Raw genomic sequence first — 14,534 nt, 5'->3', positions numbered from 1 at the left:
ACAAGATGTGCGGCGGCATTATTCAGATGTGAAGACATTAAATATATTTATTTCATGTTGATTAAATTTAGCGAATTCACTCTTCCTTTATTGCTTTTTGTCTTGAAAATTCAGATATCATCTTAAAATTGTCAGGAAAATTCTTAGGTGGAAATATGTTGATGCGCTAAGGATGTTTATCCAGAGATAGGACAAAACAACGGTCTTGACGTCATTTACTTACTTCAAAATGAGCGGAGAGGTATAAGGAGAAAGGGATGCCTGGGGACCAAAAACCAGATGTAAAAAAGGCCCGCATTTGCGGGCCTCTTAAGATTCTTGCCAATTACAGGCTGGAAACGTTCTCGGTCAGGTATTTCGCCACGCCGTCCGGAGACGCGTTCATACCTTCTTTACCTTTTTCCCACTGTGCCGGGCAAACGTCGCCGTGCTCTTCGTGGAACTGCAGCGCGTCAACCATGCGCAGCATTTCGTCGATGTTACGACCCAGCGGCAGATCGTTAACCACCTGGTGGCGAACAACGCCGTTAGCGTCGATCAGGAAAGAACCGCGCAGAGCAACGCCCGCTTCCGGGTGCTCGATGCCGTAGGCTTTCTGAATTTCGCGTTTGATGTCAGCAACCATTGCGTATTTCACTGCACCGATGCCGCCTTTGTCGACAGGGGTGTTACGCCATGCGTTGTGGACAAATTCAGAGTCGAAGGAAACACCAACAACTTCAACGCCGCGCTTCTGGAATTCTTCGTAACGTTTGTCGAATGCGATCAGTTCTGACGGGCAAACGAAGGTGAAGTCCATCGGCCAGAAGAACAGAACGGTAGTTTTACCGTTGGTATGCTGTTTGAAGTTGAAGTTTTCAACGATCTCACCGCTACCCAGTACCGCAGCTGCTGTGAAATCCGGAGCCTGACGAGTTACCAGTACCATATAATTCTCCTGCAATGTTAAGGGGTTTTTGGAACGCAACGCGGGCCAGTATAGAGAGTGTTCGGGAATAAGACAAAGAGGCGCTGGCAATCAATGAGACAGGTTTTGTCTATCAATCTTTTGCCGGACGGCGGCTACTGCTTATCCGGCGGGGAATGCGGGCTGCGATCAAAGGGTTTTACGCCGCGCCTGTTCCATCATTTGTGGATAAAACTGCCAGAATCGTTCTTCTAACGCATCGTAATGCGTATCGAGGTCGTACCATGAGTCGCGCAGGGCATCGAGTCGTGGGCGGCGGCTGGCCATGCCGTTCAGGACGTTCTGGATAAAATCCATATCCCGGTAGCGCTCAAGCCATTTCTCTGACCATATATAGTTGTTCAGATTGATAAAGCGCGGCGGCGATTCCGGCAAAATAGTGGTTACCTGGGTGCGGGCATAGCGCACAAAGTCCACCAGCGGGAAGTCAGGGGAGATTTCCGACCAGTGGCGCGACAGAAAATGATCCCACATGACGTCCAGCGTAATCGGCGCGACGCGGCGCGTTTCACTACGAAACCATTCTTTGGCTTCACGCACCTGCGGTAAGTTATCGGTCATCACGTCGATACGACGATGCATAAAGATGCCTTCCACCACCTCAGGCGAGTAGTGCGTTTCCGGATTGCCCCGGACAAAATCGGCCAGCAGATTACCGGAAAGCGAGCTATCCGCTAAATGTGCTAAGTGCAGGTGTGCAAGAAAATTCATAGTTAAACGTTTATCCAGAGGGGTAAAGGTTGCAGGGAGAACGCCCCGGCACTAGACTACCCGCCTCTTATTTTAGTCTGAGTCAGTGTCATGCGCGTTACCGATTTCACCTTTGAACTACCCGAATCCCTGATTGCCCACTATCCGCAAGCTGAGCGCAGTAGCTGCCGCTTGCTGTCTTTGGACGGGCCGACGGGCGCGCTGACGCACGGTACTTTCACCGATTTGCTCGATAAGCTCAACCCTGGAGACTTGCTGGTCTTTAACAACACCCGCGTCATTCCTGCGCGTCTGTTTGGTCGTAAAGCCAGCGGTGGCAAGATTGAAGTACTGGTTGAGCGTATGCTGGATGACAAACGTATTCTGGCGCATATTCGTGCCTCGAAAGCGCCGAAGCCGGGCGCCGAGCTGCTGCTGGGCGACGACGAAAGTATTAAAGCGACGATGGTCGCCCGCCATGACGCGTTGTTTGAAGTTGAGTTTAACGACGAACGCAGCGTGCTGGATATCCTCAACGCCATCGGCCATATGCCGTTGCCGCCGTATATCGATCGTCCAGATGAAGACGCCGACCGCGAGCTGTACCAGACCGTGTACAGCGAAAAGCCGGGCGCCGTCGCTGCGCCGACCGCGGGTCTGCATTTTGACGATCCGCTGCTGGCTAAACTGCGCGATAAAGGCATTGAAATGGCGTTCGTCACCCTGCACGTTGGCGCGGGTACTTTCCAGCCGGTGCGCGTAGACACCATCGAAGACCACATTATGCATTCCGAATATGCGGAAGTGCCGCAGGATGTGGTGGACGCGGTGCTGGCGGCGAAAGCGCGCGGCAACCGCGTGATTGCGGTAGGTACCACCTCCGTACGTTCGCTGGAAAGTGCGGCGCAGGCGGCCAAAAACGATCTCATCGAGCCGTTCTTCGGCGATACACAAATCTTTATTTATCCAGGCTATAAATATCAGGTGATTGATGCTCTGGTCACCAACTTCCACCTGCCGGAATCGACGCTGATTATGCTGGTTTCCGCATTTGCTGGTTATAAAAACACCATGCACGCCTATCATGAAGCGGTAAAAGCGGAATATCGCTTTTTTAGTTACGGGGATGCCATGTTTATCACGTACAATCCGCAGGCTATTTCTGAGCGTGTCGGGGAGTAAGTCTCCGGCATGAGTGTTTAAAACGTCGGACTGTTTTTCTGACGCAGGAGTGAAGATGAAATTTGAACTGGATACCACAGACGGTCGCGCTCGCCGCGGCCGCCTGGTTTTTGATCGTGGCGTAGTAGAAACGCCTGCTTTTATGCCGGTTGGTACTTACGGCACAGTAAAAGGCATGACGCCGGAAGAAGTTGAAGCAACCGGTGCGCAGATCATCCTCGGCAATACCTTCCACCTGTGGCTGCGCCCGGGTCAGGAAATCATGAAACTGCACGGCGATCTGCACGATTTCATGCAGTGGAAAGGGCCGATCCTCACCGACTCCGGCGGCTTCCAGGTGTTCAGCCTGGGCGATATCCGTAAGATAACCGAGCAGGGCGTGCATTTCCGTAACCCGATCAACGGCGATCCGATTTTCCTCGATCCCGAGAAGTCGATGGAGATTCAATACGATCTCGGTTCCGATATCGTGATGATCTTCGACGAATGTACACCGTATCCGGCCGACTGGGACTATGCTAAACGCTCAATGGAGATGTCTTTGCGTTGGGCGAAGCGCAGCCGTGACCGTTTTGATAGTCTCGGCAACAAAAATGCGCTTTTTGGCATCATTCAGGGCAGTGTTTACGAAGATTTACGTGATATCTCCGTCAAAGGTCTGGTAGATATCGGCTTTGATGGCTACGCTGTCGGCGGTTTGGCTGTCGGTGAGCCGAAGGAAGATATGCACCGCATTCTGGAGCATGTTTGCCCGCAGATTCCGGCAGATAAACCGCGTTACCTGATGGGCGTTGGTAAACCAGAAGATCTGGTTGAAGGCGTACGTCGCGGTATCGATATGTTTGACTGCGTGATGCCAACGCGAAATGCCCGTAATGGTCATTTGTTTGTGACTGACGGCGTGGTAAAAATTCGTAACGCGAAACATAAAAGCGACACCAGTCCGCTCGATGCTGAGTGTGATTGCTACACCTGTCGCAATTATTCGCGCGCTTACTTGCATCATCTCGACCGTTGCAACGAAATATTGGGCGCGCGACTCAACACGATTCATAACCTTCGCTACTACCAGCGTTTGATGGCGGGTTTACGCAAGGCTATTGAAGAGGGTAAATTAGAGAGCTTCGTGACCGATTTTTACCAACGTCAGGGTAGACCAGTTCCACCTGTGAACGTTGATTAATTTTAATAATGAGGGAATTTGAATGAGCTTTTTTATTTCTGATGCGGTAGCGGCAACAGGTGCTCCGGCGCAGGGCAGCCCGATGTCTCTGATTCTGATGCTGGTGGTGTTTGGTCTGATTTTCTACTTCATGATCCTGCGCCCGCAGCAAAAGCGTACCAAAGAACACAAAAATCTGATGAGCTCCATTGCGAAAGGCGATGAAGTACTGACTAACGGTGGTCTGGTGGGTCGCGTGACTAAAGTAGCAGAATCTGGCTACATCGCTATCGCGCTTAACGACACCACCGAAGTGGTTATCAAACGTGATTTCGTAGCTGCCGTTCTGCCGAAAGGCACCATGAAGGCGCTGTAATTTATTGTTTTCCCAAAGGGAACTGCCGTGTTAAACCGTTATCCTTTGTGGAAGTATGTCATGCTGATCGTCGTTATTGTCGTCGGTCTGCTCTATGCGCTTCCCAACCTGTATGGTGAGGATCCGGCTGTTCAAATCACTGGCGTGCGCGGTGCCGCCGCCAGTGAGCAAACGCTGATCCAGGTCCAGAAAACGTTACAAGAAGATAAAATCACACCTAAGTCTGTGGCTCTGGAAGAGGGTGCTATTCTCGCGCGCTTCGACTCCACTGATACCCAACTGCGCGCACGTGAAGTGTTAATGGGCGTACTGGGCGATCAGTACGTCGTGGCGCTTAACCTTGCTCCGGCAACCCCGCGCTGGCTGGCTGCCATTCACGCAGAACCGATGAAACTCGGTCTTGACCTGCGTGGCGGCGTTCACTTCCTGATGGAAGTGGATATGGACACCGCGCTGAGTAAGTTGCAGGAACAAAATATCGATAGCCTGCGCAGCGATCTGCGTGAAAAGGGCATTCCTTATACTACCGTTCGCAAAGAAGATAACTACGGTCTGAGCATCACTTTCCGTGATAGCAGCGCCCGTGATGAAGCTATCTCTTACCTGAGCAAGCGTCACCAGGATCTGGTTATTTCCAGCCAGGGCAGCAATGCACTGCGTGCGGTAATGACCGATGCACGCCTGAGCGAAGCCCGTGAATACGCGGTACAGCAGAACATCAACATTCTGCGTAATCGTGTTAACCAACTGGGTGTTGCTGAACCGGTGGTACAACGTCAGGGTGCTGACCGCATTGTGGTCGAACTGCCGGGTATTCAGGATACCGCGCGTGCGAAAGAAATTCTGGGCGCAACCGCGACGCTGGAATTCCGTCTGGTAAATACCAACGTTGACCAGTCCGCTGCGGCATCCGGGCGTGTACCGGGTGACTCGGAAGTGAAACAGTCTCGTGAAGGTCAGCCGGTTGTGCTGTACAAGCGCGTGATCCTGACCGGTGACCATATCACCGACTCCACTTCCAGCCAGGACGAATACAATCAGCCGCAGGTTAACATCTCGCTGGATAGCGCGGGTGGTAACATCATGTCCAACTTCACCAAGGACAACATCGGTAAGCCGATGGCGACCCTGTTTGTGGAGTACAAAGACAGCGGTAAGAAAGATGCCAACGGTCGTGCAGTACTGGTGAAACAGGAAGAGGTGATTAACATCGCCAATATCCAGTCTCGCCTGGGTAACAGCTTCCGTATCACCGGTATCAACAACCCGAACGAAGCGCGCCAGCTTTCCCTGCTGTTACGTGCCGGTGCGTTGATTGCGCCAATTCAGATTGTTGAAGAACGTACCATCGGCCCAACCCTGGGTATGCAGAACATTAAACAGGGTCTGGAAGCGTGTCTGGCTGGTCTGGTGGTGTCTATCCTGTTCATGATCTTCTTCTATAAGAAGTTCGGTCTGATTGCGACCAGTGCGCTGATTGCTAACCTGGTGCTGATTGTCGGTATTATGTCGTTGCTGCCGGGTGCTACGCTAAGTATGCCGGGGATTGCGGGGATCGTCTTAACCCTTGCCGTCGCGGTCGATGCGAACGTACTGATCAACGAACGTATCAAAGAAGAGTTGAGTAACGGGCGTTCGGTGCAGCAGGCCATCAATGAAGGTTATGCGGGCGCATTTAGCTCCATCTTTGATGCGAACATTACGACGCTGATCAAGGTCATCATCCTGTACGCAGTGGGCACCGGGGCAATTAAAGGGTTCGCGATTACTACCGGTATTGGTGTGGCGACGTCGATGTTTACCGCGATTGTCGGTACACGTGCCATCGTAAACCTGCTGTATGGCGGCAAGCGCGTCAAAAAGCTGTCAATCTGAGGAGTGCGAAGTGGCACAGGAATATACTGTTGAACAATTGAACCACGGCCGTAAAGTCTGGGACTTTATGCGCTGGGACTACTGGGCTTTCGGCATTTCAGGTTTCCTGCTGATTGCGGCCATCGTGGTGATGGGCGTACGCGGGTTTAACTGGGGTCTCGATTTCACCGGTGGTACGGTTATTGAAATCACGCTGGAAAAACCGGCCGATATGGACGTGATGCGCGATGCGCTGGAGAAAGCGGGCTTCGTTGATCCGCTTCTGCAGAACTTCGGCAGCAGCCACGACATTATGGTACGTATGCCGCCAACTGAAGGCGCAGACGGTGGTCAGGTGCTGGGCAGCAAAGTGTTGAGTGTGATTAACGAATCCACCAACCAAAACGCCGCGGTGAAGCGAATTGAATTCGTGGGTCCGAGTGTGGGTGCAGACCTGGCGCAAACCGGTGCGATGGCGCTGATGGCGGCGCTGATCTCCATCCTGGTGTACGTTGGTTTCCGCTTTGAGTGGCGACTGGCGGCTGGGGTAGTTATCGCGCTGGCGCACGACGTGATTATCACACTTGGGATCCTGTCGTTGTTCCATATCGAGATTGACCTGACTATCGTTGCATCGCTGATGTCGGTAATCGGTTACTCGCTGAACGACAGTATCGTTGTATCTGACCGTATTCGTGAAAACTTCCGCAAAATTCGTCGCGGTACGCCTTACGAAATCTTTAACGTGTCACTGACTCAAACGCTGCACCGTACGTTGATTACGTCTGGTACGACGTTGATGGTTATTCTGATGCTGTTCCTGTTCGGTGGTCCGGTACTGGAAGGCTTCTCGCTGACGATGTTGATCGGTGTTTCCATCGGTACTGCATCTTCTATCTACGTGGCATCGGCGCTGGCGCTGAAGCTGGGTATGAAGCGTGAGCACATGCTGCAGCAGAAGGTCGAGAAAGAAGGGGCGGATCAACCGTCGATTCTGCCTTAACCCACCCTGGAGTGAAGACACTGGAATCCCGATCGCAAGGTCGGGATTTTTTTTGTCTGTGAATTAGCGACAGGCCATTATCTTTCCCTGTCGCCACACTACTGACAGTATGCTGTCAGTAGCCCTGTCTTATAGTCCTCCTGAGATTACCCACACAGGCAGGAGGAAGTATGAGCAACGTAATTAATTGGTTTGAAATCCCCGTGGCACAAATGGATCGCGCCATCGCTTTTTATGAGCCAGTGATGCAGGTTTCTTTGCGTCGAGAGAACATGGACTGCGCTGAGCTCGCCGTATTTCCGCATCAGGATCCCGCTCCCGGCGGGGCGCTGGCTAAATTTGACGGTATTACGCCTTCAGCGCAGGGCGCTATTATTTATCTGCATACGGACGATTTGGCAGCAACGCTTGAACGCGTCGCCACTGCTGGCGGTCAGTGTGTGTTTGGCCCACTCGAACTGGGGCAGGACATTGGTACGATTGCGCTATTTACTGACAGCGAAGGCAATCGTGTTGGTTTACATCAACCCGCGTAATATTTTCAGGACTGAGGATTAAAATGAGCAGACGCGCCGACCGCTTGTTTCAGATTGTACAAATCCTGCGTGGCAGGCGAGTGACAACGGCGGCGCTGCTGGCAGAACGTCTTGAGGTTTCTGAACGGACGATTTATCGCGATATCCGCGATCTCTCTTTATCCGGCGTGCCCATTGAAGGCGAAGTGGGCAGCGGATACCGCTTAATGGCCGGGTTTGATCTGCCGCCGTTGATGTTAACCCATCACGAATCAGAAGCATTGATGGTAGCGATTCGATTATTGAAAACATGGGGCGGAGATTCACTTTCACAGGCACTGGAATCCGCGCAGGAAAAAGTGCTGGCGATATTGCCGCCAGAGAGTCGGCGCAGGGCTGAGCAAACTCGGATTTTCGCTCCAGATTTTGGTAATCAGCCGCATTCACGCAGTGCCTTCGATCTCATACATCGCGCGGTTTCAGCGCAGCAGGTACTGGCGCTGCATTATCGCGATGAGTCCGGGAACCTCTCCTGGCGCGACGTTCAGCCGCTGGGATTATTTTTCTGGGGCGAACACTGGCTGCTGGTTGGCTGGTGCGAGAAGCGGGACGATTATCGCTGCTTTCGCGTTGATCGATGTCTGAAGATCACGCCGCTCGACAGGCGCTTTCGCGAATCGGCGGATCGTTCGCTAAGTGACTTTTTGCGTAAAGTACGCTGCGAAGACCAGCCATAAAAAAGCCAGCGGTTAAGCTGGCTTGTCTGCGATAAAATGTCTGGATTAGAAGTTGTAACCCACGACCAGGTAACCACCCCAACCGGTAGATTTCGCGCTGAAGTCGCCTTCGCCCCAGTTCAAGGTGTCTCCACCTTTCCACTGGCCGCCGTTATGGAAGTAACGCGCTACGACAGAGTAGTGCCAGTGATCGTAGTTCAGCGCCAGAACGTGGCTGGAAGCGATAGAGTTGCTGGTGCGGTTCGGATCATCACCCAAATCAGAGCCCCAGTCGAAGTTGGTGAAGCCGATGTAGGTCAACTGGCCGCCCCAAACCTGGGTGATCGGCACAAAGTATTTCACTTTGAAACGGTAGCCATCCCACTCGTTTTCGTTGGATGCACCATAGTTCTGCCACTGGTATTTAGCATACACGTTCAGGGACAGCCCCATCGGCAGACCGGTATCGATATCGGTACCCAGACCCATATACCAGGTGCTCTGGCGGCTGGCTTTGTTATCACCCATATCGTAGATGTAGTTGTTGGCGAAATACCATTCTTTGAACGGACCAAAGCTCAGGTCAGCACCGGTCAGTTTGTCGATGGAGAAACGCGGTTCGATTTCCATAAACAGCGGGGAACCGTCAGACCAGATACCTTTATCGTTGCCGTTACCCCAGTCGAAGGTTTTCGGAATATCGATGTAGCCATAGAAGTCGAACCAGTCTTTTTTGGCAAATGCTTCGTATTCCAGATACACGTCGTTGTTCAGTTTCGGGGAGAAACGGGTGTGGTAGCTACCCACCACGTTAACGCTCTGGTGCCACCAGTCGGACAGATATTGCGGTTTGTCATTTTCTGCTGCGTTGGCAGTAAAAGACGAGGAGAGCGCCAGCACTGCACCGGCTGCAAGTAATGTTTTTTTCATATGTATGCCACTGTTTGAAATCCCTTTCGGGAGTGAAAAATGCGCAATTTGCGTTTCTAAATATTTCGTAATTCTTCGGAGCCTATTATAAAAATCATTGTTCACAAAAATATGTCTTGTTTCACAGTTCTATCATTTACGTAATCGATTGCGTTCACGTTTGCGTACTTTAGGCGGCGAATTGTACTGGCTCCCATGAATGTTGCCAAGTTTTACCAGAAATATCGGTTATGTCAGGGGAGTAACAAAATGGAGCGGAGTGATGTTGCGGAACGCACAAAACGTTCCGCAAAAAAGTTTATTGGTTAACAGGCTGGACGTCGTGGATGCGAACAAATCCTAACTGATCTGGAGTGAGGCCATTTATCTGCAACGGAATGTCTACGTCGCTGGGAGCAAGAATACTCGCCGGAGCGTTGACCAACTGGTTGTGAACGTTCATTTCCTGATAGTTGTCCGTAGTGCCCTGAATTTGCCCGTACTCGACGGTGGCGCTAAAGGCGGGTAAAGGCGTGTTGGATTCACCCTGAATCCGTAGCGTCAGGCGCGTACCCTCGGCATTCGGTGCAATGTTCACCAGCGACATGCGTAAGGTGCCAATCTGGCTGTCCAGTCGTGCCGGGGTTTTGGAACCCGGTAGCAGATAGACGCCGCTGGTTGATTTTGCATTCAACATATTTTGTTGTGTAATTTTTACTGTTTCCTGATTAAGCTGCGTCATCTCTTTATTCAACGTGCTAACACTTTGATGCATCTGGCGTACTTCGCTTTGCTGTGCGCAGGCACTAAGACTAAAGAGACTTCCCACCAGGAGAATTCTTAGGTAACGTCTTGTCATTGTGATTACTTCCTTCATTGTCGCGATAGCATAATGGTAGTGTGCACTGAGCACGAAGGCATCGATCCTTTGTCTCAAAAGCGCATCGCCTTTGTTGTCACGGCAGTTCAGGGTAAAATAGATTCTGTTAACCACTGAGGTACAGGACGCCGTATGCATTGCCCATTCTGTTTCGCCGTAGACACTAAGGTAATTGACTCTCGTCTTGTAGGCGAGGGCTCCTCGGTACGCCGCCGTCGGCAGTGTCTGGTCTGTAACGAACGTTTCACCACTTTTGAAGTGGCTGAACTTGTCATGCCGCGCGTTGTGAAAAGCAACGACGTGCGTGAACCCTTTAATGAAGAAAAGCTGCGCAGTGGCATGCTCAGAGCGCTTGAAAAACGGCCTGTTAGCGCAGATGACGTCGAAATGGCGTTAAACCATATCAAATCACAGCTGCGTGCGACTGGTGAGCGTGAGGTGCCGAGCAAGATGATTGGCAACCTGGTGATGGAGCAGCTGAAAAAGCTCGATAAAGTCGCCTACATCCGCTTTGCCTCTGTCTACCGGAGTTTCGAAGATATCAAAGAATTTGGCGAAGAGATTGCTCGCCTACAGGACTAAGCCATGCAGGATGAATTGTACATGGCGCGCGCGCTGAAGCTTGCTGCGCGCGGACGTTTTACCACTCACCCCAACCCCAACGTGGGCTGCGTGATTGTGAAAGATGGGGAGATCGTCGGTGAAGGGTATCATCACCGTGCGGGCGAACCGCATGCCGAAGTTCATGCTCTGCGGATGGCTGGAGAAAAAGCGCAAGGGGCAACGGCCTATGTGACGCTTGAACCCTGTAGTCATCATGGCCGCACGCCGCCGTGTTGCGATGCGCTGATTGCGGCGGGTGTGTCGCGTGTTGTTGCGGCGATGCAGGATCCCAATCCACAGGTCGCAGGACGCGGGCTCTACCGTTTGCAGCAGGCGGGCATTGACGTCAGCCACGGGCTGATGATGAGCGAAGTTGAGCAACTGAATAAAGGCTTCCTCAAGCGCATGCGTACGGGGTTCCCGTATCTGCAGCTTAAGCTTGGCGCGTCGCTTGATGGCCGTACGGCGATGGCCAGCGGTGAAAGCCAGTGGATTACCTCACCACAGGCGCGCCGAGATGTGCAACGCTTGCGCGCGCAAAGCCATGCCATTTTAACCAGCAGTGCTACGGTGCTGGCAGACGACCCGCAGCTTACCGTGCGTTGGTCGGAGCTTGGGGAGTTAACTCAGGCGAGTTACCCGCAGGAAGAGCTGCGCCAGCCAATCCGCATTGTTCTTGATAGCCAGAATCAGGTCACACCGGAGCACCGAATTGTGCAACAGCCAGGAGAAACCTGGATTGTCCGAACTGAAGACGACCCTCGTAGCTGGCCGGAGACGGTGCGCAGTCTGAAGGTGCCGGAACATAACGGGCATCTGGATCTGGTGGTGCTAATGATGCAGCTTGGCAAACAGCAAATTAACAGCATTTGGGTTGAAGCAGGCCCAACGCTCGCGGGTGCATTGTTGCAGGCCGGTTTGGTCGATGAGCTAATCGTGTATGTTGCGCCTAAACTGTTAGGCAGCGATGCGCGAGGATTATGTGTGCTTCCAGGCCTTGAGAAACTGGCTGATGCACCCCATTTCAAATTCAATGAGATACGCCAGGTGGGCCCGGACGTTTGCCTGCATTTAACGACTGCGTGAGGCTTTCTGATTTAGAGGAAGCAGCGCACAGAATATTATGATAAAATCCGCCCCCCTTACGGGGCCATAAATCGAACCCGAAGGAAGAATATGAACATTATTGAAGCTAACGTTGCTACCCCGGACGCTCGCGTCGCCATCACCATTGCGCGTTTCAACAACTTTATCAATGACAGCCTGCTGGAAGGTGCTATCGACGCCCTGAAACGTATTGGCCAGGTTAAAGATGAAAACATTACCGTTGTTTGGGTTCCAGGTGCATATGAGCTGCCGCTGGCGGCTGACGCACTGGCAAAAACCGGTAAATACGACGCGGTGATTGCGCTCGGTACGGTGATCCGTGGCGGTACCGCGCACTTCGAATATGTGGCTGGCGGTGCAAGCAATGGCCTGGCGCATGTCGCTCAGGACAGTGGCATTCCGGTAGCCTTCGGTGTTCTGACCACCGAAAGTATTGAACAAGCCATCGAACGTGCTGGCACTAAAGCCGGTAACAAAGGCGCAGAAGCTGCACTGACTGCGCTTGAAATGATTAATGTATTGAAAGCCATTAAGGCCTGATTTTTGTAAGGGGAAATCCGTGAAACCTGCTGCTCGTCGCCGCGCCCGTGAGTGTGCCGTCCAGGCGCTCTACTCCTGGCAGTTGTCCCAGAACGACATCGCTGATGTTGAATACCAGTTCCTGGCGGAACAGGACGTTAAAGATGTCGACGTTCTGTATTTCCGTGAACTGCTGTCCGGGGTGGCGACTAACAGCGCGTACCTGGATGGATTGATGAAGCCTTACCTGTCTCGTCTGTTGGAAGAGCTGGGTCAGGTAGAAAAAGCCGTGCTGCGTATTGCGCTGTTTGAACTGTCTAAACGTAGTGATGTGCCGTACAAAGTGGCCATCAACGAAGCGATTGAACTGGCAAAAACCTTCGGCGCTGAAGATAGCCACAAATTCGTGAACGGCGTACTGGATAAAGCAGCACCTGTGATTCGCCCCAACAAAAAGTAATCCCGAGGCCGGCTGGATGGTGGAACCTGTTTCCGCTGTCCCCGGCTTTTTCTTTTTTTTCTGCTGAGGCATAACGTATGGCATGCGGCGAGTTTTCCCTGATTGCCCGTTATTTTGACCGCGTAAGAACGTCTCGTCTTGATGTCGAAACCGGTATTGGTGACGACTGCGCACTTCTGAACATCCCTGAAAAACAAACGCTGGCGATCAGTACCGATACGCTGGTGGCAGGCAACCACTTTCTCCCCGACATTGATCCCACCGATCTCGCCTGGAAAGCGCTGGCGGTGAATTTGAGCGATCTGGCGGCGATGGGAGCGGATCCTGCGTGGCTGACGCTGGCACTCACGTTACCTGACGTCGATGAAGCCTGGCTTGAAGCCTTCAGCGATGGCCTGTTTGAACTCCTCAATTACTATGATATGCAGCTGATTGGCGGTGACACCACGCGTGGGCCACTGTCGATGACGCTGGGTATCCATGGCTACGTCCCCGTTGGGCGGGCCTTAAAACGCTCTGGCGCGAAACCGGGTGACTGGATTTATGTTACCGGTACGCCGGGAGACAGCGCGGCCGGGCTGGCGATTTTGCAGAACCGATTGCAGGTTACAGATGCAACAGACGCGGACTATCTACTGAAACGCCATCTGCGTCCCACGCCGCGTATTTTGCAGGGACAAGCCCTGCGCGATCTGGCCAGTGCGGCTATCGATATTTCCGACGGTTTGATTTCCGATTTGGGGCACATCGTTAATGCCAGCGGCTGTGGCGCACGGGTTAACGTTGATGTGCTGCCATACTCCACGGCATTGTCACAGCACGTTGAGCCGGAACAGGCCCTGCGCTGGGCGCTCTCGGGCGGTGAAGATTATGAGTTATGCTTTACCGTACCGGAAATTAATCGTGGTGCGCTGGACGTGGCGCTGGGAAATCTCGGCGCAGCGTTTACCTGCATTGGGCAGATGAGCGCGGACGTGGAAGGCATTCACTTTACGCGCGATGGAAAACCCGTCACGTTTGACTGGAAAGGATATGACCATTTTGCCGCGCCTTAAAAAAGATGTCGCCAAAAGCCGCCTGAGCATGCGCAATCCGTGGCACCTGTTAGCCACCGGTTTTGGCAGCGGGCTGAGCCCAATTGTTCCTGGCACGATGGGATCGCTGGCGGCGATCCCTTTTTGGTATTTAATGACCTTTCTGCCGTGGCAGCTGTATTCGCTGGTGGTGATGTTATCTATCTGTATCGGCGTTTATCTGTGCCATCAAACGGCGAAAGATATGGGCGTGCACGATCACGGTAGCATAGTCTGGGATGAGTTTGTCGGGATGTGGATTACCCTGATGGCGCTGCCGACCAACGACTGGCAGTGGGTTGCCGCCGGATTTGTGATTTTCCGTATTCTGGATATGTGGAAGCCGTGGCCGATTCGTTGGTTCGATCGCAACGTGCATGGCGGCACGGGGATTATGATCGACGATATTGTGGCCGGAATACTCTCTGCCGGAATTTTGTATTTTATCGGCCATCACTGGCCGGTAGGTATCATTTAACCCTCTTCAGGGGCTATTGTAGGCCCGATAAGCGCCGGAT

At 52.6% G+C, this 14,534-nt stretch carries 17 protein-coding genes; 13 read left to right on the top strand and 4 right to left on the bottom strand.

Going from position 1 to position 14,534, the window contains the following annotated elements; genetic code table 11:
• Positions 1-325: 325 nt before the first annotated feature.
• Together OGY83_RS10960 and acpH are read right to left on the bottom strand one after the other, a co-directional pair.
• The gene (locus tag OGY83_RS10960) at positions 326-928 is read right to left on the bottom strand and encodes a peroxiredoxin (RefSeq protein WP_003021524.1); all 603 of its coding nucleotides are present in this window, start codon (positions 926-928) and stop codon (positions 326-328) included.
• 168 nt (positions 929-1,096) lie between these two features.
• Positions 1,097-1,678, bottom strand: a complete 582-nt coding sequence (gene acpH, locus OGY83_RS10955; protein ID WP_123268473.1) for an ACP phosphodiesterase — start codon at positions 1,676-1,678, stop codon at positions 1,097-1,099.
• 90 nt (positions 1,679-1,768) lie between these two features.
• On the opposite strand from acpH, the gene queA reads away from it, so the two are divergent.
• The 7 genes from queA (at position 1,769) to OGY83_RS10920 (ending at position 8,486) form a co-directional block, all read left to right on the top strand.
• Entirely contained in the window at positions 1,769-2,839 is a 1,071-nt protein-coding gene (gene queA, locus OGY83_RS10950; RefSeq protein ID WP_003021529.1) for a tRNA preQ1(34) S-adenosylmethionine ribosyltransferase-isomerase QueA, read from the top strand.
• A 55-nt stretch (positions 2,840-2,894) separates the two neighbouring features.
• On the top strand, positions 2,895-4,022 hold the full coding sequence (gene tgt, locus OGY83_RS10945) for a tRNA guanosine(34) transglycosylase Tgt (protein ID WP_003021535.1): 1,128 nt from the start codon (positions 2,895-2,897) through the stop codon (positions 4,020-4,022).
• Between the two features lie 22 nt (positions 4,023-4,044).
• On the top strand, positions 4,045-4,377 hold the full coding sequence (yajC, locus tag OGY83_RS10940) for a preprotein translocase subunit YajC (protein WP_043015381.1): 333 nt from the start codon (positions 4,045-4,047) through the stop codon (positions 4,375-4,377).
• Positions 4,378-4,404: 27 nt separating this feature from the next.
• Positions 4,405-6,252, top strand: coding sequence for a protein translocase subunit SecD (gene secD / locus OGY83_RS10935; RefSeq protein WP_003021547.1), 1,848 nt, complete (start codon positions 4,405-4,407; stop codon positions 6,250-6,252).
• A gap of 10 nt (positions 6,253-6,262) precedes the next feature.
• Positions 6,263-7,234 carry a protein translocase subunit SecF gene (gene secF, locus OGY83_RS10930; protein ID WP_003021550.1) on the top strand — a complete coding sequence of 324 codons (972 nt, stop codon included), beginning with the start codon at positions 6,263-6,265 and terminating at the stop codon, positions 7,232-7,234.
• A gap of 170 nt (positions 7,235-7,404) precedes the next feature.
• Positions 7,405-7,770, top strand: a complete 366-nt coding sequence (locus OGY83_RS10925; RefSeq protein WP_003021554.1) for a VOC family protein — start codon at positions 7,405-7,407, stop codon at positions 7,768-7,770.
• Between the two features lie 23 nt (positions 7,771-7,793).
• On the top strand, positions 7,794-8,486 hold the full coding sequence (locus tag OGY83_RS10920; RefSeq protein WP_286635858.1) for a helix-turn-helix transcriptional regulator: 693 nt from the start codon (positions 7,794-7,796) through the stop codon (positions 8,484-8,486).
• Positions 8,487-8,531: 45 nt separating this feature from the next.
• Here the strand turns inward: OGY83_RS10920 and OGY83_RS10915 are convergent, their stop codons facing one another.
• Both OGY83_RS10915 and OGY83_RS10910 read right to left on the bottom strand, forming a co-directional pair.
• Entirely contained in the window at positions 8,532-9,395 is an 864-nt protein-coding gene (locus OGY83_RS10915) for a nucleoside-specific channel-forming protein Tsx (protein ID WP_003021561.1), read from the bottom strand.
• Positions 9,396-9,693: 298 nt separating this feature from the next.
• Positions 9,694-10,233, bottom strand: coding sequence for a SadB/YajI family lipoprotein (locus OGY83_RS10910; protein WP_079938425.1), 540 nt, complete (start codon positions 10,231-10,233; stop codon positions 9,694-9,696).
• A gap of 153 nt (positions 10,234-10,386) precedes the next feature.
• On the opposite strand from OGY83_RS10910, the gene nrdR reads away from it, so the two are divergent.
• From nrdR to pgpA, 6 genes are all read left to right on the top strand, one after another.
• Positions 10,387-10,836 carry a transcriptional regulator NrdR gene (nrdR, locus tag OGY83_RS10905; RefSeq protein WP_003021571.1) on the top strand — a complete coding sequence of 150 codons (450 nt, stop codon included), beginning with the start codon at positions 10,387-10,389 and terminating at the stop codon, positions 10,834-10,836.
• A 3-nt stretch (positions 10,837-10,839) separates the two neighbouring features.
• The gene (gene ribD / locus OGY83_RS10900) at positions 10,840-11,943 is read left to right on the top strand and encodes a bifunctional diaminohydroxyphosphoribosylaminopyrimidine deaminase/5-amino-6-(5-phosphoribosylamino)uracil reductase RibD (protein WP_106901964.1); all 1,104 of its coding nucleotides are present in this window, start codon (positions 10,840-10,842) and stop codon (positions 11,941-11,943) included.
• Between the two features lie 90 nt (positions 11,944-12,033).
• Positions 12,034-12,504, top strand: coding sequence for a 6,7-dimethyl-8-ribityllumazine synthase (gene ribH, locus OGY83_RS10895; protein ID WP_003021575.1), 471 nt, complete (start codon positions 12,034-12,036; stop codon positions 12,502-12,504).
• 19 nt (positions 12,505-12,523) lie between these two features.
• Positions 12,524-12,943: a transcription antitermination factor NusB gene (gene nusB, locus OGY83_RS10890; protein ID WP_000801129.1), complete on the top strand. Its 420-nt coding sequence runs from the start codon at positions 12,524-12,526 to the stop codon at positions 12,941-12,943.
• A gap of 77 nt (positions 12,944-13,020) precedes the next feature.
• Positions 13,021-13,998: a thiamine-phosphate kinase gene (gene thiL / locus OGY83_RS10885; RefSeq protein WP_191227656.1), complete on the top strand. Its 978-nt coding sequence runs from the start codon at positions 13,021-13,023 to the stop codon at positions 13,996-13,998.
• The gene (gene pgpA, locus OGY83_RS10880; protein ID WP_003021578.1) at positions 13,976-14,494 is read left to right on the top strand and encodes a phosphatidylglycerophosphatase A; all 519 of its coding nucleotides are present in this window, start codon (positions 13,976-13,978) and stop codon (positions 14,492-14,494) included. Before thiL ends, pgpA begins: the two co-directional genes overlap by 23 nt.
• Positions 14,495-14,534: the final 40 nt, after the last annotated feature.

The sequence above is a fragment of the Citrobacter sp. Cpo090 genome, from assembly GCF_030332665.1.
Classification (GTDB): Bacteria; Pseudomonadota; Gammaproteobacteria; order Enterobacterales; family Enterobacteriaceae; genus Citrobacter; species Citrobacter portucalensis.
The sequence above is the reverse complement of the archived record's forward strand: the minus strand, read 5'-3'. Positions and strand labels throughout refer to the sequence as shown.